19 protein-coding genes and 1 pseudogene are annotated in these 23,088 nt (G+C 63.7%); 5 read left to right on the plus strand and 15 right to left on the minus strand.

Translation table 11 applies throughout. From position 1 onward, the window contains the following. Positions 1 to 16: 16 nt before the first annotated feature. Together EJ066_RS10105 and EJ066_RS10110 are read left to right on the plus strand one after the other, a co-directional pair. Entirely contained in the window at positions 17 to 913 is an 897-nt protein-coding gene (locus tag EJ066_RS10105; protein ID WP_126037263.1) for a UTP--glucose-1-phosphate uridylyltransferase, read from the plus strand. Between the two features lie 270 nt (positions 914 to 1,183). Further along, positions 1,184 to 3,568, plus strand: a complete 2,385-nt coding sequence (locus EJ066_RS10110; protein WP_126037265.1) for a polysaccharide biosynthesis tyrosine autokinase — start codon at positions 1,184 to 1,186, stop codon at positions 3,566 to 3,568. Positions 3,569 to 3,919: 351 nt separating this feature from the next. Here EJ066_RS10110 and EJ066_RS10115 read toward each other — a convergent pair whose 3' ends face one another. The 15 genes from EJ066_RS10115 to EJ066_RS10185 all read right to left on the minus strand — a co-directional run bounded on the left by EJ066_RS10115 (position 3,920) and on the right by EJ066_RS10185 (position 17,587). Next, a complete protein-coding gene (locus EJ066_RS10115; protein ID WP_126037267.1) occupies positions 3,920 to 4,999 on the minus strand; it encodes an acyltransferase in 1,080 nt (359 codons plus the stop codon). Positions 5,000 to 5,085: 86 nt separating this feature from the next. Then, complete coding sequence (locus EJ066_RS10120; protein ID WP_126037269.1) at positions 5,086 to 6,993, minus strand: propionyl-CoA synthetase; 1,908 nt, start codon at positions 6,991 to 6,993, stop codon at positions 5,086 to 5,088. Positions 6,994 to 7,274: 281 nt separating this feature from the next. Next, a complete protein-coding gene (locus tag EJ066_RS10125) occupies positions 7,275 to 7,499 on the minus strand; it encodes a hypothetical protein (protein WP_126037271.1) in 225 nt (74 codons plus the stop codon). A 33-nt stretch (positions 7,500 to 7,532) separates the two neighbouring features. Continuing rightward, a complete protein-coding gene (gene dhaK / locus EJ066_RS10130) occupies positions 7,533 to 8,519 on the minus strand; it encodes a dihydroxyacetone kinase subunit DhaK (RefSeq protein ID WP_126037273.1) in 987 nt (328 codons plus the stop codon). A 36-nt stretch (positions 8,520 to 8,555) separates the two neighbouring features. Continuing rightward, the gene (locus EJ066_RS10135) at positions 8,556 to 8,981 is read right to left on the minus strand and encodes a hypothetical protein (protein ID WP_126037275.1); all 426 of its coding nucleotides are present in this window, start codon (positions 8,979 to 8,981) and stop codon (positions 8,556 to 8,558) included. 8 nt (positions 8,982 to 8,989) lie between these two features. After that, positions 8,990 to 10,591: a phosphoenolpyruvate--protein phosphotransferase gene (gene ptsP / locus EJ066_RS10140; RefSeq protein ID WP_126037278.1), complete on the minus strand. Its 1,602-nt coding sequence runs from the start codon at positions 10,589 to 10,591 to the stop codon at positions 8,990 to 8,992. Next, positions 10,575 to 10,877: an HPr family phosphocarrier protein gene (locus tag EJ066_RS10145; RefSeq protein WP_126037280.1), complete on the minus strand. Its 303-nt coding sequence runs from the start codon at positions 10,875 to 10,877 to the stop codon at positions 10,575 to 10,577. Before EJ066_RS10145 ends, ptsP begins: the two co-directional genes overlap by 17 nt. 21 nt (positions 10,878 to 10,898) lie before the next feature. Continuing rightward, the gene (gene dhaM / locus EJ066_RS10150) at positions 10,899 to 11,288 is read right to left on the minus strand and encodes a dihydroxyacetone kinase phosphoryl donor subunit DhaM (RefSeq protein WP_126037282.1); all 390 of its coding nucleotides are present in this window, start codon (positions 11,286 to 11,288) and stop codon (positions 10,899 to 10,901) included. After that, positions 11,285 to 11,887 (minus strand): dihydroxyacetone kinase subunit DhaL, encoded by a 603-nt coding sequence (gene dhaL, locus EJ066_RS10155; RefSeq protein WP_126043814.1) that lies wholly within the window; start codon positions 11,885 to 11,887, stop codon positions 11,285 to 11,287. Before dhaL ends, dhaM begins: the two co-directional genes overlap by 4 nt. Positions 11,888 to 11,916: 29 nt before the next feature. Then, positions 11,917 to 12,936 (minus strand): ABC transporter ATP-binding protein, encoded by a 1,020-nt coding sequence (locus EJ066_RS10160; protein WP_126037284.1) that lies wholly within the window; start codon positions 12,934 to 12,936, stop codon positions 11,917 to 11,919. Then, on the minus strand, positions 12,929 to 14,035 hold the full coding sequence (locus EJ066_RS10165) for an ABC transporter ATP-binding protein (protein ID WP_126037286.1): 1,107 nt from the start codon (positions 14,033 to 14,035) through the stop codon (positions 12,929 to 12,931). The genes EJ066_RS10160 and EJ066_RS10165 overlap by 8 nt, the downstream gene beginning before the upstream one ends. A 3-nt stretch (positions 14,036 to 14,038) precedes the next feature. Further along, positions 14,039 to 14,245, minus strand: coding sequence for a hypothetical protein (locus EJ066_RS10170; RefSeq protein WP_126037288.1), 207 nt, complete (start codon positions 14,243 to 14,245; stop codon positions 14,039 to 14,041). Beyond that, positions 14,242 to 15,192 (minus strand): carbohydrate ABC transporter permease, encoded by a 951-nt coding sequence (locus EJ066_RS10175; RefSeq protein WP_126037290.1) that lies wholly within the window; start codon positions 15,190 to 15,192, stop codon positions 14,242 to 14,244. Before EJ066_RS10175 ends, EJ066_RS10170 begins: the two co-directional genes overlap by 4 nt. Further along, positions 15,189 to 16,157, minus strand: a complete 969-nt coding sequence (locus tag EJ066_RS10180) for a sugar ABC transporter permease (RefSeq protein ID WP_189644469.1) — start codon at positions 16,155 to 16,157, stop codon at positions 15,189 to 15,191. The genes EJ066_RS10175 and EJ066_RS10180 overlap by 4 nt, the downstream gene beginning before the upstream one ends. An 83-nt stretch (positions 16,158 to 16,240) precedes the next feature. Further along, positions 16,241 to 17,587 carry an extracellular solute-binding protein gene (locus EJ066_RS10185; protein ID WP_126037292.1) on the minus strand — a complete coding sequence of 449 codons (1,347 nt, stop codon included), beginning with the start codon at positions 17,585 to 17,587 and terminating at the stop codon, positions 16,241 to 16,243. Between the two features lie 568 nt (positions 17,588 to 18,155). Between EJ066_RS10185 and EJ066_RS10195 the strand changes: the two genes are divergently transcribed. The 3 genes and pseudogenes from EJ066_RS10195 (at position 18,156) to EJ066_RS10210 (ending at position 23,083) form a co-directional block, all read left to right on the plus strand. Beyond that, positions 18,156 to 19,046 (plus strand): DMT family transporter, encoded by an 891-nt coding sequence (locus tag EJ066_RS10195; protein WP_126037294.1) that lies wholly within the window; start codon positions 18,156 to 18,158, stop codon positions 19,044 to 19,046. Positions 19,047 to 19,135: 89 nt separating this feature from the next. Then, positions 19,136 to 21,711: pseudogene (gene hrpB, locus EJ066_RS10200) on the plus strand (ATP-dependent helicase HrpB). Between the two features lie 46 nt (positions 21,712 to 21,757). Further along, positions 21,758 to 23,083 carry an ActS/PrrB/RegB family redox-sensitive histidine kinase gene (locus tag EJ066_RS10210; protein WP_126037296.1) on the plus strand — a complete coding sequence of 442 codons (1,326 nt, stop codon included), beginning with the start codon at positions 21,758 to 21,760 and terminating at the stop codon, positions 23,081 to 23,083. The last annotated feature ends 5 nt before the right edge of the window (positions 23,084 to 23,088 follow it).

Genomic DNA, 23,088 nt, shown 5'->3' on the forward strand with positions numbered 1-23,088 from the left:
TCAGAAGGAATATGCAATGAAGAAAGTCAGGAAGGCAGTCATACCGGTGGCGGGGCTTGGGACGCGATTCCTGCCGGCGACCAAATCCATGCCGAAGGAAATGCTGCCGGTCGTCGACAGGCCTGTCGTGCAATATGCGGTGGACGAGGCGTTCGAAGCCGGCATCGAGCACATTGTCTTCGTGACGGGCCGCAACAAGGCGGTCATCGAGGATTATTTCGACCTGCATCCCGAATTGATTGGGACTTTGGAGCAGAGCGGCAAGACGGCGCAACTTCAGGCGCTCGAAAGCCTGCTTCCCGTGGCCGGCGCCACCAGCTTCATCCGGCAGCAGTCGCCGCAAGGTCTTGGTCATGCGGTATGGTGCGCCCGGGAGGTCATCGGCGATGAGCCCTTCGCATTGCTGCTGCCGGACATGGTGTCCTTCGGCGGGCGCGGATGTCTCGCCGAAATTACCGACCTCTATGCGCACACCGGCGGAAACGTTATCGCCGTCGAGCGCTGCGATCCGACCGAAACCAGCAAATACGGCATCGTCGGCTGCGGCGCGGACGTCGGCACGGGCTTCGAGGTGACCGCCATGGTCGAAAAGCCGGCTCCGGCCAATGCGCCGTCGAACTACTACATCAACGGCCGCTATATCCTGCAGCCCGAGATATTCTCGCTGCTCGGCAATCAGCAACGCGGTGCCGGCAACGAAATCCAACTGACCGACGCCATGGTCCGTCTTGCGCAAAACCAGGCTTTCTTTGCCCAGCCCTTTAACGGCCGCATGTTCGACTGCGGCTCGAAGGAGGGGTTTATCCAGGCCAATGTCGCCTTCGCGCTGGCGCGCGACGATATGAAGGAAGCCGTCTTCGACATGCTTCAGGAGTTCGTCCGGACGCATGAGCGCCGGGTAGAAGCCGCATAATGCCCATTTTTGAGGAGCATTAGCACATGAGGGCGACGCAAGACACGCCGATGCGTTTGGTCGCCCGGATATCGCGGTATCTGGCATGAAGCTTGCGTCCCATATATGCTGATGCGCCTGATCTCGCTCTAGCGCCTGCAAACGAGAGCATCGGACCCAAAATGGAGACCGGTTTTGGGAGAATCCGATGCTCAAACAAAGAGATAGAGCGGCGGAACAGTTCGACTTGAAGGACCGCCGCTCTAGACGCAAACTAGAATTGGATCGAAGATGAATTATGCCAATTTTCCTCTCGACAAGAGGAAGCCATTGCCGAGTTCAGACGCAGTAAGCGCCGAAGACTTCATCGATGTCGAGCGCTTGCTCGGCATGGCAGCAAGGCAGGCAAAGGTGGTCGCGGCATGCGCCGCCATCGGTCTTTTTCTGGGCGTGCTCTATTTGCAGACCACGCCTCCCACCTACATGGCGATGAGCCGCGTGCTGATCGACGAAGGCTTGAACAAGGTCGTCGACGAGGTCTCGGCGGCGTCGGTCAGCATGCAGACCGATTCCGCCATTCTAAGCCAGATCGAAATTCTCCACTCGGCCAGGCTGGCGGCGGTGGTCGTCGATAAGCAGAAGCTCGATCAGAACGACGCTTTCATGAATCCCCCCACATCGGCCGTGGCGAAGGCTGCCGGTTTCGTGCGTGGCGTGGTCCGGTATTTCCGTCCCAGCCCTGCCGTGGGCATCGCCGACGTTACCCAGCTTGATGAGGCGGCGCGCGAGGCGATGATGGCCTCGTCACGCCGCGATTACGCAATCCTCAAATTGCAGAACGAGGTGCAAGCCGAGCGCCTCGGTCGAAGCTATGTGATCTCCATCGCCTATCAGGCGACGGATCCCGTACTTGCGACCGCGATCACCAAAGCCTATGCCGACGCCTATCTCGCGGATCAGCTCGATGCGAGCTTCGATGCGACCGAGCGGGCGGCGGTCTGGCTGCAAGGCCGGCTGACCGAGCTTCGCGAAAGTTCCCAGGCAGCGGCGCTCGCGGTCGAGAAGTTCAGGGCGGAACATGGATTGGCCGTCAATAACAATGGCCAGTTGATCAGCGACAAACAACTGTCCGACCTCAATGAGCAGCTCATTGAAGCGCAGGCCGATACCGCCCGCGCCAGCGCCCGCTACCAGCAGTACAAGTCGATCGTCGAAAGCGGCTCGGACAACGCGTTCAGAGACGCCGCCATATCGAGCGACCAACCGAGCAACTCGGTCATTTCGACGCTCAAGACACGCTATCTCGCTGTCGCCAAGCGGCAGCAGGATATAGAAGCCAATTTCGGCGCCGAGCATCCCCAGGCGGTCGCGCTTGCCAAGGAAAAGGCCGACATATCGGCTCAGATATTCGGCGAGCTGAAGCAACTGACCGAAAGCTATCGCAACGAATACGAAGTCGCTCTCGCACGCGAGACGGCGCTCCGCGCAAATGTCGCGTTAGCGGCCGGCAAGAGTTCCATCGACAACCAGACGCAGGTCCAGCTGCGCGAACTGGAGCAAAAGGCAACGGCGCTCTCGACACTTTATCAGACGTTCCTTGGCCGCTACGAGGAAGCCTCCCAGCAGCAATCATTCCCGGTCGGCAAGATCCGCGTCATCTCGGACGCGAAGCTGCCGCAATCCGCCGCAACCCCGCGCACGTCCATTGTGCTGGGACTTTCGCTTGTGCTTGGCGTGATGCTGGGGGCCGGGGTTGGCGGCCTGAATGAATTCAGGGAGCGGTTCTTCAGGACAGGCGAGGACGTTCGCGATCGCGTCGGTCTCAAATTCCTCGGCTACCTGCCGATCATTGGCAGCAAGGTCGGCAAGGACGACAAGCGCGATGACGTCCAGGCGGATGTCAGAACCGCCCAATCACCATCGGCCGCCGAAAAGCGCGCGCGCATGCGGGTGAGCATCGACGCCCCGGCATCGATGTTTTCCGAAACGCTCCGCAGCACCAAGATTGCCTTCGACGTCGTGATGGAAGGGCAAGGCAGCCGTGTCATTGGCATAGTCTCGGTCCTTCCCGGCGAGGGCAAGTCGACCGTGGCGGCGAATCTGGCCGGACTGCTTGCCGCCAACGGGTCCAAAACGCTGCTGGTGGACGGTGACCTGCGCAACCCCGGCCTCAGCCGCAGCCTTGGCATGGAGACCGAGCAAGGCCTGATGGAAGCGGTCGTGAGCGGGCAGACGTGGCAGTCCGTCGGCAAGATCGACCGGCAGACGAAGCTGGCGATCATCCCGGCCGTCCCGCGCGGTCATTTCTCGCACACAAGCGAGCTTCTGTCGTCGGCCGGAATGCGGCGTTTCATCGACAACGCCAAGGAAACATTCGAATACATCATCGTCGATCTGCCGCCGCTCGGCCCCGTGGTCGATGCCAAGGCCTTTGCTCCGCTTGCCGACGGTTTCGTGCTCGTGACAGAGTGGGGGCGCACGCCGCGTGCGATGGTGCAATCCATACTGAGTTCGGAAGCCTATATCGCCAACAAGATTGTCGGCGTGGTCCTGAACAAGGTCGATTTGAAGAAGCTGGCGAAGTATGGATCGATCGGCGGCTCGGAAAAATTCTTCGACAGATATTCGACCTATTATCTGGAAAAATCGGAAGCGCGGACGAAGGCAAACACCTGAGGCCGGCATTGCAGCGCCGCGCGTCTGTTTGGCTCACCAAAAGACGCTTGGAGCATTTTGCAGCTAAGGGGAATCACTTGGCGCCGTAAAAATGCGGCTAGAACAAAGCGCCAGAGCGGGATGCCCGGTTCAATTTGAACGCATCCCGCTCTGGCGCTTATTCGGGCATGATCCCTGCCGAAAATTGAATCCGATTTCAGGGCCATAAGCTAATTTAGGGAAACACCAGCCCGCCGCGTTGCCGGCGATGCTGAGAGCGGTCAGTCGTCCAGGCGAAGGCGGCATGCCAGGCGCCGCGCATTTCGCAGCAGGAGGTTTGCAGTTCTGGACGCGGGTGACACGCCGGCGCGGTTACGCGGTCTTGAGACGATAGCGGAAGATGGTGTGGTCGAGCAGAAGCCGGATTCGCGGTTCGGCCTCGATCGCAATCAGCCAGCTCGCCGCGATCATGGTTGCCCCGACAACGGCTGCCGAAAGCAGGTAGGGCACTCCCGCGCGCATCAGCGCCCCGAGAATGGCCGCACCGACGACGTCATGGATCAGATAGAGTGGGTAGGTCATCAGGCCGATCCGGCGCCAGCCGCGCCAGGACAGGTCGAGCCGCAACGACCACGCCATCAGGGCGACGGCAACGAGGAAGAAAATGATCGGTGGCGCGTATGGCATCTGCTCTTCTACCTTCACAGTGTGAACATCGACCGAGCTGGCGATCTGCAGGACGCAGCCTGCCAGAAACAGGGCACACAGGGCGAGGCGAGCGCGTGTCACCGCCTTGAAGCGCATCAGCCAGATCATGACGCCGACCGCAAAAAAGCATCCGTGATGCACCAGCAGCAGGGCAAGCCAGCGCGTCTCGGCAAGATCCGACCAGTCGAGCGGATAATACAGGCACCAGAAGAGTGTGCTGACTATGCCGATCATGATGGCCACGACCTCCACCAGGTGAAAGCACCTCAGCCGCAGCAAGGTCCAGACGACGGCGTAAAAGGCAATCTCGATGCCGAGCGTCCAATAGACGCTGTCGACCCAGGGGGAGTAGGGAACGAACAATGCCGTGCGAATGAGCCTGATCACGGCATCCGTCGGCCAGCTGAGGTCGGCCAAGAGCAGCACCGCCGCGGTGATGGGCGCGCAGATCCAGACCGCCGGCACCAATCGTTTCACTCTTGCCTCGAAAAACCGCAAGGGCGTCGAGTTTTCGGCGCTGAAGGCGATGACGAAGCCGCTGATGACGAAAAACACTTGTACGCCGACCCATCCTGAGCCGAGCATCTCCAGTTCCGGATGCGGCGGGATGCCGCCGGTCGCCCGTGCCGAAACGCCGGCGGGAAAGGCCCACACCCAGTAACCGTAGTGGTAGAACATCACGAGGACGGCGGCGAGGAATCGAAGGATGTCGACGCCGCCAAATGTAGTCTTTTTCTGAGCCATGCCGTATCGTCGGTGGGCGCCCCGGCAAAACTGTATGGCGATTTGCTGCATTGCACAATAGCCGATTGACTATCGGCCCGATGTCTTTACCGGCCAAGCCCGCGTCCTTTCAGCGCCGCGGTGATTTCGTCGAGAATGACCGGGTCGTCGATGGTCGCCGGCATCGCCCAGTCTTCCTTGTCGGCAATCTTCTGCATGGTGCCGCGCAGGATTTTGCCGGAGCGTGTCTTTGGCAGGCGCTTGATCGTCACCACCGTCTTGAAGGCGGCGACCGGGCCGATCCGCTCGCGCACCAGCGTGACCACCTCGGTCTCAATAGTGCCGGTGTCGCGCGCGACACCCGCATTCAGCACGACGAAGCCGAGCGGAACCTGGCCCTTCATCGCGTCGGCGACGCCGATGACGGCGCATTCGGCAACGTCCGGATGCGCGGCCAGCACCTCCTCCATGGCGCCGGTCGACAGCCGGTGGCCGGCGACATTGATGATGTCGTCGGTCCGGGCCATGACATAGAGATAGCCGTCCTCGTCCATCATGCCGGCATCCGCCGTCTTGTAGAAGCCGGGGAATTCATCGAGATAGGCTTGGCGAAACCGGTCATCGGCGTTCCACAGCGTCGGCAGGCAGCCGGCCGGCAGCGGCAGCTTGACCACGACATTGCCCAGCGTGCCGCGCGGCACTTCGTGGCCGGCATCGTCGAGCACGCGGATGTCGTAGCCGGGCATCGGCACGCCGGGCGAGCCGTATTTCACCGGCAGCAGGCCCAATCCGGCCGGGTTGATGGTCATCGGCGAACCGGTCTCGGTCTGCCACCAATGGTCGATCACCGGCACGTTCAATTGCTGCTCCGCCCATTTGATGGTTTCCGGATCGGCGCGCTCGCCGGCAAGGAACAGCGTGCGGAATTTCGAGAGGTCGTATTTGGGGACGAACTCGCCCTTCGGGTCCTGTCCCTTGATGGCGCGGAAGGCGGTCGGCGCGGTGAACAGCGCGACCACGCCATGCTCTGATATCACCCGCCAGTAGGTGCCGGCGTCGGGCGTGCCGACCGGCTTGCCCTCGAACAGGACGGTCGTGCAGCCATGCAGCAGCGGGCCGTAGACGATGTAGGAATGGCCGACCACCCAGCCGACGTCGGAAGCCGCCCAGAACACCTCGCCCGGCCTGACGCCGAACTCGTTCTCCATCGACCATTTCAGCACGACCATGTGGCCGCCATTGTCGCGCACGATGCCCTTGGGCTGGCCGGTCGTGCCTGATGTGTAGATGATGTAGAGCGGGTCGGTGGCGAGCACCGCAACGCAGTCGACATTGGCGCCGGCGGCCCGCTCGCGGGCGACCGCGTCGGCATAGTCGATGTCGTAGTTCTCCTTCATCTCGCAGCGCAACTGGTCGCGCTGCAGGATGAGGCATGCATCGGGCTTGTGCCGGGACATCTCGATCGCCTTGTCGAGCAGCGGCTTGTAGGCGACGACCCGCCCGGGCTCCAGGCCGCAAGAGGCGGAAATGATCAGCTTCGGCTTGGCGTCGTCGATGCGCGTGGCGAGCTCGTGCGAGGCAAAGCCGCCGAAGACCACCGAATGCACGGCGCCGATCCGGGCGCAGGCAAGCATGGCAAAGGCCGCTTCCGGCACCATCGGCATGTAGATGATGACCCGGTCGCCTTTTTGGACGCCGCGGTTCTTCATCACCGACGTCAGCGCGACCACCTCGCGCTTCAGTTCGGCATAGGTGAATTTCCTGATCGTGCCTAAGATCGCGCTGTCATGGATCAGCGCGATCTGGTCGGCGCGGCCACCAGCAACGTGGCGGTCGACGGCGTTGAAGCAGGTGTTGCAGGAGGCGCCGCCAAACCAGCGCCCATAGACGCCGGCATTCGGATCGAACACGGTCTCGAAGGGCGAGAACCAGTCGATGGCCTTGGCCGCATCCGCCCAGAATTTTTCCGGGTCGCGTTTCCAGCCGTCATAAACCTCGTGGTAGCGTGACGCCATCCAGCTTCCTCCCCAGGAATGTTTGCTGTCTTTGAAACACCGTATGCTGTTTTTGCAAGCATGTGCAATTTCGTCTTTTGGCGACCTCGGCTCGGTCGCAAACGTGCCGCATTATGATTGGGGATTTTGGTTGGGCATAGGCAATGAAGTTGCGATGCGGGATTGGATAGCCATGTTGACGGCGCTGCTGGTGAAGACTGTTCCCCCCGCGCGCGGGCAAGGGATGCCATTCGCGCCCGGGCATCCCAGCGCGATCTCGACTGCGCTCATTCGGATTGGCTCTAGAGCGGCAGCGCCGTCAGCATGAATCCAATACCGCCGGCGATCAGCAAAACGGCGGCCAACGCTTTTCTATGACGTTGGAAACCCGTCGGCGCCCGATCCCAATTGTAACGCATGTTCTGCCTCCCAAAACCCGCCGGATTCCTTACCTTACCAAAGGTAAAGAAAGGAACATCGCTGCCTGAATCCACCACACTGGCCTGACAATCCTCGGCAAAGCACATGACAGTTTTGCCATCGGCTATTTCTGGAGTGCGCTACATGCCCCAGCGCAGCGCGGCCGTATGCACCGGCGCGTCCCACAACGCGGTCGTCTCACCGTCGAGCATGGTCAGCGTGATCGAGCAGCCGGCCATGTCGAGCGAGGTCACGTAGGACCCGACCAGCGAGCGGGTGACCGTCACGCCGTTCCTCTCGAAGATTTTGCGGGCGCTGTTGTACATCAGGTAAAGTTCCATCAGCGGCGTGCCGCCGAAGCCGTTGACGAAGAGCAGCGCCGGACCTTTTGCCTTGCCGCCGAGGTCGCCGGCGATCGCCGCGCAGATCTCCTCGGCAATGGCGTCGGCGCTCTTCAATGTGTCGCGCCGGCGGCCGGGCTCGCCATGGATGCCGACGCCGAACTCCATCTCGCCATCGCCTATGTCGAAGGTCGGCTTGCCCGCCGCCGGTACGGTGCAACTGGTCAGCGCCACGCCCATGGAGCGTGTCGCCCCGTTGACGCGTTCGCCAAGCGCCTTCAACTGCTTCAGCGCCATGCCTTGCTCGGCTGCGGCGCCAACGATCTTCTCGACGACCAGCGTGCCGGCGACGCCGCGCCGCCCGGTGGTGTAGGATGAGTTCTCTACAGCGACGTCGTCGTTGGTCACGACTTGCATGACGCCCTCCGCCATTTCGGCGGCCATGTCGAAGTTCATCACGTCGCCTTCGTAGTTCTTGACGATGAACAGGCAGCCGGCACCGGTGTTGACCGCTTCCGCGGCCGCCATCATCTGGTCCGGCGTCGGCGAGGTGAACACCTGGCCGGGGCAGGCGGCATCCAGCATGCCATGCCCAACCAGCCCGCCGTGCAGCGGCTCGTGGCCCGAGCCGCCGCCGGAAATCAGCGCCACCTTGCCCGGCTTGAGTATCTTGCGGCGGACGAATTTATGCTCGTCGCCAAGCACCAGCAGGTCGGCATGGGCTGCAACGAAGCCGTCGAGGCTTTCGGTCAGCACCGTGTCCACGGAATTCAGAAACTTCTTCATGGCCGTCTCCTCCCGAAATAGCTGAACGTGGCGCGACTATGTCCCGCCCTTGCCGGCGATGCTGGTGATCTTCTGGATGAAATCGTTGACTGCCCGGTCGAGCGCCGCGTTCTGCTTGTCGTCGCCTAAATCCGGAACGATGAGCGAGACATGCCGCGTCTTGCGCATGCCTGATGCCACCGGCATTTTTCCTGGATGAGCCTGATGGTAGGCGGCGAGAAAATGGTCGCGTTCGGCCGGGCTGAAATGGCAGACGGAGAAAATAGCCGGCAAATGTTTTGACGGGATCGGGGTCGAATAGGCCGGGCTGGAAATCTGCGTGACGAAGCTGCGGTGCTTGCCCAGCGCGTCGGCGAGGCGCTGGCGCATGCCGGACGGGCGCTGGTCGATGACCTGCGACAGGATCGTCTTGTAAGCGCGGATCGCCTCTTCGGAGCCGGCTTCGGGCGTCTTCTCGGCCATGCCGGCGCCTAGATCGAGACGTCCGCAATGGCCGCCTTGGCCATGGCGAGCTGGGCGGGAACCACGGACAGGTCGCCCAGACCGGCCTCGATCAGCGCCGGGATCGCCGCCGGATCGCCGCCGGCGTCGCCGCACAGGCTGACCGGTATCTTTTGCGCGCGGCCGAACGCGGCAACCGAGGCGATAAGCCGAAGCACGGCCGGGTGCCTGACCGAATTGAGATGCGCGACCGAGGCATTGTCGCGCGCCGCCGCCATCACATATTGGGTAAGGTCGTTCGAGCCGATCGAGAAGAAGGCGACTTCGGCAAACGCCTCCGGCGCGACCGCCACCGACGGCACCTCGACCATGATGCCGAGCGGCGGCATTCTTTGCGCGACGCCGCGCGCGGCAAGCGCGGCCTGCTCTTCCGCGAACAGCGCGGCGGCACGCGCGTATTCGTCCACAACGGCGATCATCGGGAACATCACCTTGAGATTGCCATGGACGGCCGCGCGCAGCAGCGCCCGGATCTGTACGCGAAAAACCGCTGGCCTTGCCAGCGACAGCCTGATGCCGCGCAGGCCGAGGAACGAATTGGTTTCCTCCACAGTGAAGCCGGGCACCGGCTTGTCGCCGCCGGCATCGACGGTGCGGATCGTCACTGGCTTTTCGCCGGCCCATTCCAGCACCTTGCGATAGGCGCGATATTGCGTTTCCTCGTCCGGCAGCGTCTTGCCGAACAGGAATTCGGTGCGCATCAGCCCGACGCCGTCGCAGGTCGAGATATCGATGGCATCGACGTCGGACGGATCAGCTATGTTGACCAGCACCCGTACCGCCGTACCTGCCTTGGTGACCGCCGGGCGGCCCAAAAAGGTTTCAGCCAGGTCGCGGCGCCTAGCAAAGGACGACGACGATCGGCGGAATGCCTCGACCTCGGCTTTCGACGGCGCCAGCACGATGCCGCCGTGCTCGGCGTCGAGCAGGGCGACGCCGGCAAGATCAGCCGGCAAAGCGTCGAGCCCAACCGCCCCAAGCCCCACAACCATCGGCACGCCGCGCGAGCGTGCCAGCATGGCGACGTGGCTGGCGGCACTGCCCGCTTTCAGGGCGATGCCGCCGCCGGAACTCCAGTCAGTTTCGAGGAAGCGCGTCGGCGCGATGTCCTCGCCGTAGAATATGGCGCCCACCGGCGCGGCAGCCTCGCTGTCCTCGGTCAGCGTCCGCAGCACCTGGTCTCTGATATCGCGCATGTCGGCGGCGCGCGCGCGGAAATAGTCCTGGTCCGACGTCTCGTAGCCGACGATTTCGGCGTCGAGCGCCTGCCGCCACGCCGCATTCGCTGGCTGACCTGAGTCAATCGCGGCAAAGGCCGGGCCGGTCAGCGCATCGTCCTCCAGCATGGCGATCTGGAACTCGAGGATGTCGGCGGCGTCGCCCTCGACCGCCTCGATCAGCGTGGCAAGCCGGCTGATGGCTGCCTTGATTGCCGTTTCGAGCGCGAGCCTCTCGTCCGCGGCGCTCGCCTTGCCGGCGTAGCGCGCGGCAACCGGCTCCAGGTTGAACAACGGCCCCTCGGCATAGCCGGCGGAGGCCGAAATCCCCTTCAGCCTAAGCGGTTCGGGCATGGTCCGCGCCCTCGTCGAAATCGCGCCGTACCAGCTCGACCAGCGCGCCGACCGCCTCGCTGGCGCCGTCGCCTTTGGCCCTGATATGCAGCACCGTGCCTTTCGGCGCTTTGGCCGCCATCACCTTGACGATGCTCTTGGCGTCGAACCACGGCCCGTTGGCGGCGAGCGCAACTTCGACCTCGGCCGCGAACGTCTTGGCGAGTTTGGTGAACTTCACCGAAGGGCGCGCATGCAGACCGACCTCGTGGGTGATCAGGACGGTGGCTTCGGCGGATGCGGACATCGAGTCAAAATTCCTATTCATTCACGATGGCGACAATTCATGTGCCGTTGCCACCACTTCCCTGAGCGAGGCGCCGCCGGAAGCCTCCGTCGCCGCCATCACCGCGCCCTCGACGATCGGCGCATTGCAGACGACGATCTTCTGCGCGCGCGGCTCGCCGATCATCTCGATCGCCATCTCGCTGTTGGTCTCGGCGCCGCCAAGATCGACGAGGATGGCGACACCCGCCTCCGACCAGGCCTTGTCGATGGCGCCCATAATCGCCTCGACGTTTGTGCCCAGCCCGCCATGGCCGTTTCCGCCGCACCATGCAAGTGGCACTTCGTCGCCGACCATCTGGCGCACCATGTCGGCCGTGCCCTCGGCGACCAGCGGTGAATGCGATACGATGACGATGCCGACATTGCTCATGCGTGGCCCTTAATGGTTTCGACGACGGCTCGCACCAGAAGCGCGACCGAGCGCCCGCCGGCATCCATATGGCCGATCGAGCGGTCGCCGAGGAACGAGGCACGTCCGCGCAAGGCCTTCATCGGCACGGTGGTGTCGGCCGCACTGTCGGCGGCGTCGGTAATTTCCGCTCCGGTCTTTCCCTGTAGCAGCGCCTGATGCACCGGCTGCAGCACGTCGAGCATGGTCTTTTGCCCGACCTGCGACTTGCCACGTGCCGCCACCGCCTCGATCGCCTTGCCGAACGCAGACGCCAGATTGGCGCGATCGGGCTCAGCGGAAATTTCCTTGCCGAGCGCCATGAAAAGCGTGCCGAACAGCGGGCCGGAAGCGCCGCCCACCGTCATCACCAGCTTGGTGCCGATCGCCTTCAACGCGTCGGGCAGGGGCTTTGCCGCGAACTGGTCGGCCTCGGCCCGCACCGCCTCGAAGCCGCGCTTCATGTTCAGCCCATGGTCGCCGTCGCCGATCGCCTGGTCGAGCGTGGTCAGCTCGTCCGCGTGGGCGACAATCGTGTCGGCGGTGGCTGATATCAGCGCCTTCAGATCAACCTTGTCCATCGTCCCAGTCTTGTCCATCGTCCGAGCGCTCATCGGTTTGCGATCCTGTTGCCGGCCTGGTCGAAGAACAGCGGCGCCCGGTAGCGGATCGTCACCTTGTCGCCCTTTTCCAGTTGCGTGTCGGGGTCGGTCAGCGTCACCAGTTTTTTGGTCCCGACGCTCACATGCAGGTGGTTCTGGTCGCCCAGATGCTCGACCCAGTCAACAACGCCGTCGGCGTGGCCGTTCGATGCCTTGCCGATGGATAGATGTTCTGTACGCGCGCCGATGGTTTTGGTTCCCGCCGGCATGTCGCCGTCGGGCAGCAGGCCGGTCGGCAGCAGATTGATCGCCGGCTGGCCGAGCCTTGCGGCGACATGAAGGTTGGCCGGCTCCGAATAGATCGTCCGCGGCGTGCCGATCTGCACCAAAACGCCGTCGGCGAGAATGCCGATGCGATCGGCCATGGTCATCGCTTCGATCTGGTCGTGCGTGACGTAGAGCATGGTGGCGCCGAGCTCGGCCTGGATGCGCTTCAGCTCGAGCCTGAGGTCGGCGCGCAGCTTGGCGTCGAGCGACGACAGCGGCTCGTCCATCAGGTAGATCGAAGGCTTGCGAACCAGGGCACGCCCGATGGCGACGCGCTGCATCTCCCCGCCGGAAAGTTTGGTGGAGCGGTTGTCGAGCTTGTGATGGATGCGCACCATCCTGGCCACCTCCTCGACGCGGCGGCGCACCGCCTCTTCGGGGAAACGCCGTGCCGGCGAACGCAGTGGAAAGGCGAGGTTGTCGTAGACCGACAGATGCGGATAGAGCGAATATTGCTGGAAGACGAAGGCGGTGTCGCGCTCGGCCGGCGAGAGTGCTGTCGCATCGCGGCCGCCGATATGGATTGAGCCCATATCCGGCCGTTCCAATCCAGCGATCAGCCGCAGCGTCGTAGTCTTGCCGGCGCCGGTCGGGCCGAGCAGCACGACGAATTCGCCGTCCTTGACCTGCAAATCGAGATTGTCGATGGCGGTGTGCTCGCCGAAGCTCTTGGTTACGCCTTTGATGTGCACGTCAGCCATGACGGACCTCTGCGGTGGCGTCATGGATCGCGGTGCGAACCGCGCGGCCGGAGCCTTTCTCGAACAGCGACAGCCGGGCGCTGCTCAGCGCCAGGCCGACATGGTCGCCCGCATTGAGCCGGATTTCGGCCGGGACCCGCGCCTTGATGATGCCGTCTGCAGTCTCCACCGCCACGATCTGCGTGGTGCCGAGATATTCGGTGCCGTAGATGGCGCCGCGCAGCTTCGAGGCGTCGTCGAAGCGGATGTGTTCCGGCCGGATGCCAAGCGCCATGTCGGCCGGCGCGATGTCCTCGCGCACCTCCGGCACGGCCACCTTGGCACCTTGCACCACGATCTCCCTGGCACCCCTTGAAAGCCCGCCGCCGAAGCCCAGAAAATTCATCGGCGGCGAGCCGATGAAGTCGGCGACGAACATGCTCGCCGGCCGGTCGTAGATTTCGCGCGGGCTTCCGAACTGCTCGATGACGCCGTGGTTCATCACCGCTATCTTGTCGGCCATCGACATCGCTTCCATCTGGTCATGGGTGACATAGACGGTTGTGGCGTGGATGCGGTTGTGCAATTCGCGCAGTTCGTGGACCATGAGGTCGCGGAATTCGGTGTCGAGTGTGCCGAGCGGCTCGTCCATCAGGAAGCATTTTGGACGCCGCACGATGGCGCGTCCGAGCGCCACGCGCTGGCGGTCGCCGCCGGCAAGGCCGGAGACTGATTTGTTGAGCAGATGGTCGATGCGCAAAAGCTTCGCCGTCTCCTCGACCCTGGCGCGGATCTCGGCACCGGGCATGCCTTGCGCCAGCAGCGGAAAGCCGATGTTCTTCCTGACGTTCATGTGCGGGTAGAGCGCGAACAACTGGAAGACGAAGGCGATGTCGCGCTCGCGAGCACGCCGCATGGTGACGTCCTCGCCGCCGAGCAGGATCTTGCCGCCTGTCGGCAGTTCGAGCCCGGCGATCATCCTGAGCGTCGTCGTCTTGCCGCAGCCCGACGGCCCCAGCATGACGAAGAACTCGCCATCCCCGACGACGAAGTTGGAATCCTGCACGGCGACGAAATCGCCGAAGGCCTTTCTCAGATGCTCGACCCTGATCTCCGCCATCGTCTACTCCGGAAATTTCGAGACGATGATGAACATCGCCGTGCCGGCCAGCATGGTGACGAAGGAGTAAGTATAGAGCGGCAGTGCGAAAGGCTGGAACAGCATCAGGAAGCCGATGGCGATGATCACTGTCGCGATGTTCTCCATCAAGCCGCGCCTGGCCCAGGCCGGCCAGCGCGATTTGCGTCTTGCCGGTTGGGTCATGCTCATTTGCGCACCGCGCCGAAGGTGATGCCGCGCAGCAACTGCTTGCGCAGCAGGATGGTGAACACCAGGATCGGCACCAGGAAAATCGTCGTGCCGGCGGCGACCGCCGGCCAGTCCTGGCCGCCTTCGCCGATGATGGTCGGGATGAAAGGCGGTGCGGTCTGCGCCGTGCCCGAGGTCAACAGGGCGGCGAACGCATATTCGTTCCAGGCGAAGATCAGGCAGAAGATGGCGGTCGCGGCAATGCCGGTGGTCGCCTGCGGCAGCACGGTGCGCCAGAACGCCTGCAGGCGCGTGTAACCATCGATCATCGCCGCTTCCTCGTATTCGCGCGGGATCTCGTCGATGAAGCCCTTCAGCAGCCACACTGCTAGCGACACGTTGACCGCCGTGTAGAGCAGGATCATGCCGAGCGCGGTATCCGACAGGCCAAGCTCGCGATACATCAGGTAGATGGGAATCGCGACTGCGATCGGCGGCATCATCCGCGTTGACAGGATGAAGAACAAAAGGTCGTCTGCCAGCGGCACCTTGAAGCGCGAGAAACCATAGGCCGACAGCGTGCCGAGGAAGACAGCGCAGAAGGTCGAGCCGAAGGCGATGATCAGCGAGTTGACGAAGCGCGGCATGAAGTTGGACGGGCCGGCGATCACCATGTTGCGCTTGCGCACGGTCTCGTCGCAGAGGCCGGTCGCCGGTCCCAGCGAGTTGATGTATTCCGGCGTCTGTCGCGTCCGTGTCGAGAACAGATTGCAGTAGCCCTCGAGGCTCGGCTGGAACAGGATCTTGGGCGGATAGGCGATCGAATCCGGCGGTGTCTTGAAGCTGGTGGCGAAGATCCACAGCAGCGGCACGATCGAGATCAGCGCGTAAAGTACAATGATCGTTCCGGCGACGCGCTTCGACGTGACCGAGGGTGCGACGACCGAATGGGCTGACGTCAGGCTCATCTCTGCTTCACCTTGTTGAGCGCCTTGACGTAGATGTTGGCGAGGCCGAACACCGCGACGAACAGGATGATGGCGAAAGCCGAGGAATAGCCCGTCCGCCAGCTTTCGAAGGCCTGCCGCTTCAGCGTGATCGAGGCGACCTCGGTGGTCGATCCCGGCCCGCCGCCGGTGAGCAGGTTGACCATGTCGAACATCTTGAAGTTCTCGATGCCGCGGAACAGCACCGCCAGCATGATGAAGGGCAACGCCATCGGCAGCGTGATCGACCAGAACTGCCGCCAGTTGGAGGCGCGGTCGACCTCGGCCGCCTCGTAGATGTATTCGGGGATCGAACGCAGGCCGGCGAGGCAGATCAGCATCACGTAGGGCGTCCACATCCAGGTGTCGACGATGACGATCGACCACGGCGCCAGCGAGACGTTGGAGAGCATGCCGATCTGCGTTGCCGGAATGCCTGACACGAATGAGATGGCATAGGCAAACAGACCGATCTGCGGCTCGTAGAGGAAGCGCCAGAAATTGCCGACCACCGCCGGCGACAGCATCATCGGAACGAGAATGATGGTCGTCCAGAAGGCGTGGCCGCGAAATTTCCGGTCGATCAGCCAGGCCAGCGTGAAGCCGATCAGCGTCTGCAGCAGAATGGTCCAGAACACGAAATGCGCCGTCGTCTGCATGGCGATCCAGATGTCCTGGTCGCCGAGGATGCGCCGGTAATTGGCAAAGCCGACATTTTTGACAACCTCGTTGGGGCGATTGGCGCGGTAGTTGGTGAAGGAAAGGTAGATCGCCCAAAACAGCGGGAAGATGTTGATGGCGAGCAGCAAGAGGATCGTCGGCGAGATGAACAGCCAGGCAAGGCCCTTGTCGCTGATGCCTCGGACCTTGCGGGCCAACGGCTCAGGCGTAGCCCGGGCAACGCTGTCCGCAGTCCGATTGAGCATGGTCAGTCCCGCTTCGGTCACTTGGGTCGTCTCGACAATGGAATTTATCTGAACTGTGTCCCGTGCCAAGGGCGGCACGGGACACGCGGGCTCGGGAGGAGCGACTACATCTTGCCGTCGTCCTGGAACACCTCGGTCCAGTCCTTGACCAGGCCGTCAAGCGCATCCTTGGCCGACCCCTGGCCGGCGACGACATAATCGTGGAAGCGCTTCTGCGACGCCTGCAGCAGCGGCGCATAGCTGGGCTCGGCCCAGAAGTCCTTCACGATGGCCATGGAATCGAGGAAGGTCTGTGCATAGGGCTGGCTGGCCGGGAAGCCCGGGTCGTTCACCACCGCGTTGAGGCAGGAATAGCCGCCGAGCGACCACCATTTGGCCTGCACGTCCTTGTTGGCGAACCATTTGATGTATTTGAGCGCGGCCTCCTGCTTGTCCGAATAGGAGACCACCGAGATGCCCTGGCCGCCGAGCTGGGCGAATTGGTCGCCGTCGGGACCCTTGGGATTGGCGAAATAGCCGATCTTGTCGCCGCCGACATTCTCGTCCTTCTGCAGGCCTGGCCAGGTAAAGGCGAAGTTCATGTGCATCGCCACCTGGCCGGATTTGAAGGCATCGACGCCTTCGCCCATGTAGCTGTTAGACGCCCCGGGAGGCGTGCAGCAGTCATAGAGTGCCTTGTAGAACTCCAGGCCCTTCACCGATTTCTCGGAATTGACGAAGCCGTCCATCTCGTAGGGCTTGTCGGGGTTCTCGTATTTGAAGCCGAAGCTGTAGAGCACGTCCATGGCGCCCATGGTGATGCCTTCGGAGCCGCGCTCGGTGTAGATCGACGCGCCATAGACCGTCTTGCCGTCGATCTCGCGCTTCTGGAAGAACTCGGCGATCTGCTTCAACTGGTCGAAGGTCGTCGGCGCGGCGAGATCCCAGCCGTATTTTTCCTTGAACTCCTTCTGCAGTTCCGGCTTGGAGAACCAGTCCTTGCGATAGGTCCAGCCGACGACGTCGCCCATGGCCGGCAGCGCCCAGTAATTCGGCGAGTTCTTCGGCCATTGCGAATAGCCGACGACGGTCGCCGGCACGAAGTCGTCCATGCTGATCTTCTCCGCGTCGAAGAAGTCGTTCAGCTTGACGTAGTGGCCGTTCTCGGCGGAGCCGCCGATCCATTGGCTGTCGCCGATGATCAGGTCGCACAGCTTGCCCTTGGAATTCAATTCGTTGAGGAAGCGATCGGCATAGTTGGTCCACGGCACGAACTCGAATTTCATGCCGATGCCGGTTTCCTTGGTGAAGTCCTTGGACAGTTCCACAAGCGCGTTGGCCGGGTCCCATGCTGCCCAGCAAAGCGTCAGGTCTTCCGCATGTGCGACGTTCGAGACGGCTGTCGACGCAAGCATTGCCGAGGCCAGTCCCAACGTCAGTTTCCCTAACGTCAGTTTCAAGGTCGATTTCATGCCTTCCTCCCATTTGCGAAACGCGCCCGGATGACGGTTTCAAGAAACCTCAACCCCCCTCCTCAGGGGCCTAAACATGACGACGCGGTTGAACCGCGGATGTTTAGTAATTTGTTTAGTGATGCAATTTTTACTAAACAAGGCAAGCGAATTCGTTGCTGCGCCGCAACATGGCGCTTCCGTCCCGGGGTGCTGGTCCGGGAAAATTGCGGCTGCCGGATTGGTCGGCGCACCGGAGCCGGTTCAATCGACCGTTCTCGTCCTGACCATCACCGGCCGGATCACTGGGGCTGGCGAAAGCAGCCGTCAGGGAAGTTGAGGAAATACATTGCGCCAAGCAGGTCCGCCGACGCCGTTGCTTCCTTGCGGCGGGAAGGGCGAGCAGTCCTGGATCGCTCTTCCCGCCCTTGGCGCCATCCGTGGCTATCGCAAAAACCAATTCTGCGCCTTGCGCGGCTTAAGCGCCCATCGTACCGAGCATGAGGATCTCGTCCGGATGCGCACCGAGCGCCAATGCCTTCACTCTACGCTCTCCACTTCATCCCACTCTCTCCCGGAATGGAAAAACGTGACGAACGGAATCCTGCTCGCCCTGATCGCCTATGCAAGCTATTCGTGCAACGATGCCGTCGTCAAAAGCCTGGGCGGGCAGTTCACGGTGTTCGAGATCGGGTTTTACTCGACGCTGTTTGCCGGCTTGTTTCTTCTCTTCACCCGGCCAAACGGCGAACGCTGGCGTGATTTCTGGCGCACCAAGCGGCCCTGGGCGGTGCAGGCCCGCGCCTGGTCCGGCATCGCGTCCGGCGTGCTCAGCGTCTATGCCTTCACCACCATCCCGCTGGCGGAAGCCTATGCCTTGATTTTCCTGGCGCCGCTGTGCGTCACCATTCTCTCCACCGTCATACTCAAGGAGAAGGTCGGCCCGTGGCGATGGCTGGCGGTGGTCGCCGGCTTTGCCGGCGTCATGCTGGTCGTGCGGCCGGGCTTTCGCGACCTGCATCTCGGTCACCTTGCCGCGTTCGGCGTTGCCTTCCTCGCCGCCGCCAGCGTCATCCTGATGCGTTCGCTCGCGGCCGGGGAAAAACGCACGACGATGCTGGGCGTGCTGATCGGCTACGGCCCGTTCTTCAACGGCATCGGCGCCGCGGCCACGTCATTCTCGCTTCCGGACGCAAGGCAACTGGCCTGGCTGGTGCTGTCGGGCGTATTCACCGCTTGCGGCCAGTTGCTTCAGCTACTGGCCGTCAAATACGCGCCCGCCAACCGGATCGCGCCGACGCATTATTCGCAGATCCTCTGGGCGGTGATCCTGGGCGCGCTGTTCTTCCAGGAATATCCCGATTTCCTGTCGCTTGTCGGCCTCACCGTCGTCGGCGGCTCCGGCCTTTTGACGATGGTGCGCGAGGAGGTGAGGCTCGGCACAGTGCGCTGGAATCCGTTTTCGCGGACGCGGCTTTGATCTGGCCGCACCGGTTGCGCGACAGCCGTCACCGCTGATATGCGGTCGCTGCGGATCCGCCGCGACTGGATGGAAGCATCCCTGGAACAATGACCAGAAAACCCTTGCCGGAGCTTCCGGTTTCCGCCGTGCTGCCGGCGCTCGGCGACGCGCTCGACCATGGCAACAGCGCCGTGCTGGTGGCGCCGCCCGGCGCCGGCAAGACGACGCTGGTGCCGCTGGCGCTGCTCGATGCAGCATGGCTCGGCACGGGCAAGATCATTCTGCTCGAGCCGCGCCGGCTCGCTGCCCGCGCTGCCGCCCGCCGCATGGCCGAACTGCTCGGCGAGGAGCCGGGCGAAACCGTCGGCTATGCCATGCGCATGGAGAATCGCACCTCGGCAAGGACGAAAATCCTCGTCGTCACCGAGGGCGTGCTCGCGCGGATGATCCTCGACGACCCGGAACTGCCCGGCGTCTCGGCTGTATTCTTCGACGAATTCCATGAGCGCTCGCTCGATGGTGATTTTGGCCTGGCGCTGGCGCTCGACGTGCAAGGCGCGCTGCGGCCCGATCTGCGACTGCTGGTCATGTCGGCGACGCTCGACGGCGCGCGGGTCGCTCGCTTGCTTTCCGGCGCCCCGGTAATCGAGAGCGAAGGCCGCGCCTTTCCGGTCGATATCCGCTATGACGAGCGGCCGGCCGGCACGGCAATAGAGGACGCCATGGCCAAGGCGATCCGCGCGGCCCTTGCCGATGAGAGCGGCAGCGTGCTCGCCTTCCTGCCCGGCCAGCGCGAGATCGAGCGTACCGCCGAGCGGTTGCAGGGTCGCGTCAATGCCGACACCGACATCGTGCCGCTCTACGGCATGCTCGACGGCAAGGCGCAGGATGCGGCGATCAAGCCGGCGCTGTCCGGCCGTCGCAAGGTGGTGCTGGCGACGTCGATCGTCGAGACCTCCATCACCATCGACGGTGTGCGCGTCGTCATCGATTCCGGCCTGTCGCGCCTGCCGCGCTACGAGCCGGCCAGCGGCCTGACGCGACTGGAGACGGTGCGTGTTAGCAGGGCCTCCGCCGACCAGCGCGCCGGCCGCGCCGGCCGCACGCAAGCGGGCGTCGCCATCCGGCTGTGGCGGGCCGAGCAGACGTCGGCACTTCCCGCCTTCACCCCGCCGGAAATCCTCGAAGCCGATCTTTCGGGGTTGATGCTCGATTGCGCCGCCTTCGGTGTCGCCGACCCGGTGAGCCTTTCCTTCCTCGATCCGCCGCCGGCCCCGGCACTCAACGAGGCAAGGGCGCTGCTTCGTGCGCTCGACGCCGTTGACGGGGCAGGGCGCCTGACCGAGTCGGGTGCTGCGATGCGCAGGCTGGCGCTGCCGGTGCGGCTGGCTCACATGATCACCGAGGCGGCGAAGGCCAATCAGGCGGTCGAAGCGGCGATGCTCGCCGTGCTGCTCACCGAGCGCGGCCTTGGCGGCGACGGTGCCGACCTCGAACGGCGGCTGGTGCGGTTCCGCTCCGAAAGATCGCCGCGCGCCACCGCTGCACGGCAGCTTGCAGAGCGTTTGGCGAAACAGGCCTCACCCTCTTCACCCTCCCCCTCGAGGGGAGGGTCGATCCGCGAAGCGGAGCGGGGTGGGGTAGGTCGAGCGCGGCACCCCGTCTCCCGCGCCTTGCTGCGCAAGGCTCGCTCGCCGACCCTCCCCACAAGGGGGAGGGCAACGCCGGCGCTCTCCTCATCCATGCCTGGCCGGACCGCGTCGCCAGGGCGCGTGGCGAGCGCGGCCGTTTCGTGCTGGCCAACGGTTCGGGCGCCATGCTCGACGCCGCCGATCCGCTGGCGGGCGAAACCTGGCTGGTCGTCGCCGACCTGCAGGGCAAGGCGCAGACCGCCCGCATCACGGCGGCAGCGGCGGTGGATGAGACCGACATTCGCGCTTCGCTTGCCGGCAAGATCGAGACCCGCCGCGAAGTGAGCTTCGACCGTGACAGGCGCGCGGTGCGTGTGCGCGAAACCGCTCGCCTCGGCGCCATCACCCTGTCCGAACGCATGCTGCCGGCGCCGGTCGGCGCCGAGGCGGATCGCGCCATTCTCGACGCTCTGCGCGAACACGGGCTGTCGCTTTTGCCGTGGAGCAAGGAGGCCGAAACACTGCGGCAACGGCTCGGCTGGCTGCATCGCGGCCTCGGCGCGACCTGGCCCGATGTTTCCGACGCCGCGCTCATCGACCGCCTCGACGACTGGCTGTTGCCGTTCCTCTCCGGTACGGCGTCCTTTGCTGCGATCGAACCGGGCGTGCTTTCGGCCGGCCTGACGGCATTGGTGCCGCACGATCTCCAGCGCAGGATCGACACGCTGGCGCCGACCCATTTCGACGCGCCGTCGGGCAGCCGCGTGCCGATCCGCTATGATGGCGAATGGCCGGTGCTGGCGATCCGCGTCCAGGAGCTGTTCGGCCTCGACCGGCATCCCGCAATCGCCAACGGCACGGTGCCGCTGACGCTGGAACTTTTGTCGCCGGCGCACCGGCCGATCCAGACGACGCGTGACCTGCCCGGCTTCTGGCGCGGTTCCTGGGCCGATGTGCGCACCGACATGCGCGGCCGCTACCCAAAGCATGTCTGGCCGGAGAACCCGCTTCTCGCCACCGCCACCAGCCGCGCCAAGCCGCGGGGGACCTGAGCATGATGGTCTGGCGCTCGTCGTTTTCCGGCTATAATCCTTAGCCATGATAAACATCCTGCGGGCGCCCGACTTCCAGCAAAGCCAGCGGCTGCGCCTCAACACGCTGATCAGGCTGCGCTGGCTCGCCATTGTCGGCCAGAGCCTGACGGTTCTCGTCGTCGCCTACGGGCTGAAGTTCCCGCTGCCCGTCAGCCTCTGCTTCGCACTGATCGCCTGTTCGGCCTGGATGAACCTGTTGCTGACCTTCCGCTATCCGGCGGCGCACCGGCTGACCCCGCTGCCGGCGTTTGCCATCCTGACCTTCGACAGCCTGCAGCTTGCCGGCCTGCTCTACATGACCGGCGGCCTCACCAATCCGTTTTCGGTGCTGGTCACGGTGCCCGTGGTCATCTCGGCGACATCGCTGCCGCTGCGGCTGACCGCCATCCTCGGCACGCTGGTTATGGTGGCGGCGAGCCTGCTGGTCTTCTTCCATTTGCCGCTGCCCTGGTACGAGGGCGCGCCGCTGGCGATGCCGTTCATCTATGTCGCCGGCATGTGGATGGCGGTGTTTTCCTCGATCGCCTTCACCGCGATCTACGCCTTCCGCGTGGCCGAGGAAGCGCGCCTGCTCGCCAATGCGCTTGCCGCCACCGAGCTGGTGCTGCAGCGCGAGCAGCATCTGTCGGCCCTGGACGGCCTCGCCGCCGCCGCCGCGCATGAATTGGGCACGCCGCTTGCCACCATCACGCTTGTCGCCAAGGAGATGGAGAAAGCGCTTCGAGGCGATCCGAAATACGGCGAGGACGTGACGCTGCTGCGTTCGCAGAGCGAGCGTTGCCGCGAAATCCTCAAACGCCTGACCAGCCTGTCGTCCGAGGGCGAGGCGCATCTTTCGCGCCTGCCGCTGACCTCGCTGGTCGAGGAGGTGACGGCCCCGCACCGCGATTTCGGCATCTCGATCAAGCTTCGCCCCGGCGAGCGCGTCGGCCCCGAACCGGTCGGGCGACGCAATCCCGGCGTCATCTACGGCCTCGGCAATCTGGTCGAGAACGCCGTCGACTTCGCCCGCAAGGTCGTCACCGTGCGCTGGAGCTGGAACGAGGCCACTGTTACCTTCTCGATCACCGACGACGGGTCGGGCTTTCCTCCCGAAATCATCGACCGCATCGGCGAACCCTATATGTCGACGCGCCAGGGCACCGAGGCCGGCGGCGGCCTGGGCCTTGGTCTTTTCATCGCCAAGACCTTGCTGGAACGCTCCGGCGCCACCCTCGATTTCCGCAATTCGAGCGAACCGGGCGAGGGCGCGGTTGTGCAGATATCGTGGCCGCGCGGCGTCTTCCTCAATCCTGAGCAGGCTTCGGCCATCATGTTTGACACGGCCTGAATTGG

Origin of the sequence: Mesorhizobium sp. M9A.F.Ca.ET.002.03.1.2 (assembly GCF_003952365.1) — a bacterium.
Taxonomy (GTDB): domain Bacteria; phylum Pseudomonadota; class Alphaproteobacteria; order Rhizobiales; family Rhizobiaceae; genus Mesorhizobium.

Bases quoted from the DNA above. Each gene is read 5' to 3' on its own strand.
- EJ066_RS10145 (WP_126037280.1), bottom strand. From the start codon at position 10,877: ATGTCCGCATCCGCCGAAGCCACCGTCCTGATCACCCACGAGGTCGGT.
- dhaL (WP_126043814.1), bottom strand. From the start codon at position 11,887: ATGGACAAGGTTGATCTGAAGGCGCTGATATCAGCCACCGCCGACACG.
- EJ066_RS10160 (WP_126037284.1), bottom strand. From the start codon at position 12,936: ATGGCTGACGTGCACATCAAAGGCGTAACCAAGAGCTTCGGCGAGCAC.
- dhaK (WP_126037273.1), bottom strand. From the start codon at position 8,519: ATGAAGAAGTTTCTGAATTCCGTGGACACGGTGCTGACCGAAAGCCTC.
- EJ066_RS10175 (WP_126037290.1), bottom strand. From the start codon at position 15,192: ATGAGCCTGACGTCAGCCCATTCGGTCGTCGCACCCTCGGTCACGTCG.
- ptsP (WP_126037278.1), bottom strand. From the start codon at position 10,591: ATGCCCGAACCGCTTAGGCTGAAGGGGATTTCGGCCTCCGCCGGCTAT.
- EJ066_RS10170 (WP_126037288.1), bottom strand. From the start codon at position 14,245: ATGAGCATGACCCAACCGGCAAGACGCAAATCGCGCTGGCCGGCCTGG.
- EJ066_RS10125 (WP_126037271.1), bottom strand. From the start codon at position 7,499: ATGTGCTTTGCCGAGGATTGTCAGGCCAGTGTGGTGGATTCAGGCAGC.
- EJ066_RS10110 (WP_126037265.1), top strand. From the start codon at position 1,184: ATGAATTATGCCAATTTTCCTCTCGACAAGAGGAAGCCATTGCCGAGT.
- dhaM (WP_126037282.1), bottom strand. From the start codon at position 11,288: ATGAGCAATGTCGGCATCGTCATCGTATCGCATTCACCGCTGGTCGCC.
- EJ066_RS10210 (WP_126037296.1), top strand. From the start codon at position 21,758: ATGATAAACATCCTGCGGGCGCCCGACTTCCAGCAAAGCCAGCGGCTG.
- EJ066_RS10185 (WP_126037292.1), bottom strand. From the start codon at position 17,587: ATGAAATCGACCTTGAAACTGACGTTAGGGAAACTGACGTTGGGACTG.
- EJ066_RS10115 (WP_126037267.1), bottom strand. From the start codon at position 4,999: ATGGCTCAGAAAAAGACTACATTTGGCGGCGTCGACATCCTTCGATTC.
- EJ066_RS10120 (WP_126037269.1), bottom strand. From the start codon at position 6,993: ATGGCGTCACGCTACCACGAGGTTTATGACGGCTGGAAACGCGACCCG.
- EJ066_RS10105 (WP_126037263.1), top strand. From the start codon at position 17: ATGAAGAAAGTCAGGAAGGCAGTCATACCGGTGGCGGGGCTTGGGACG.
- EJ066_RS10165 (WP_126037286.1), bottom strand. From the start codon at position 14,035: ATGGCGGAGATCAGGGTCGAGCATCTGAGAAAGGCCTTCGGCGATTTC.
- EJ066_RS10135 (WP_126037275.1), bottom strand. From the start codon at position 8,981: ATGGCCGAGAAGACGCCCGAAGCCGGCTCCGAAGAGGCGATCCGCGCT.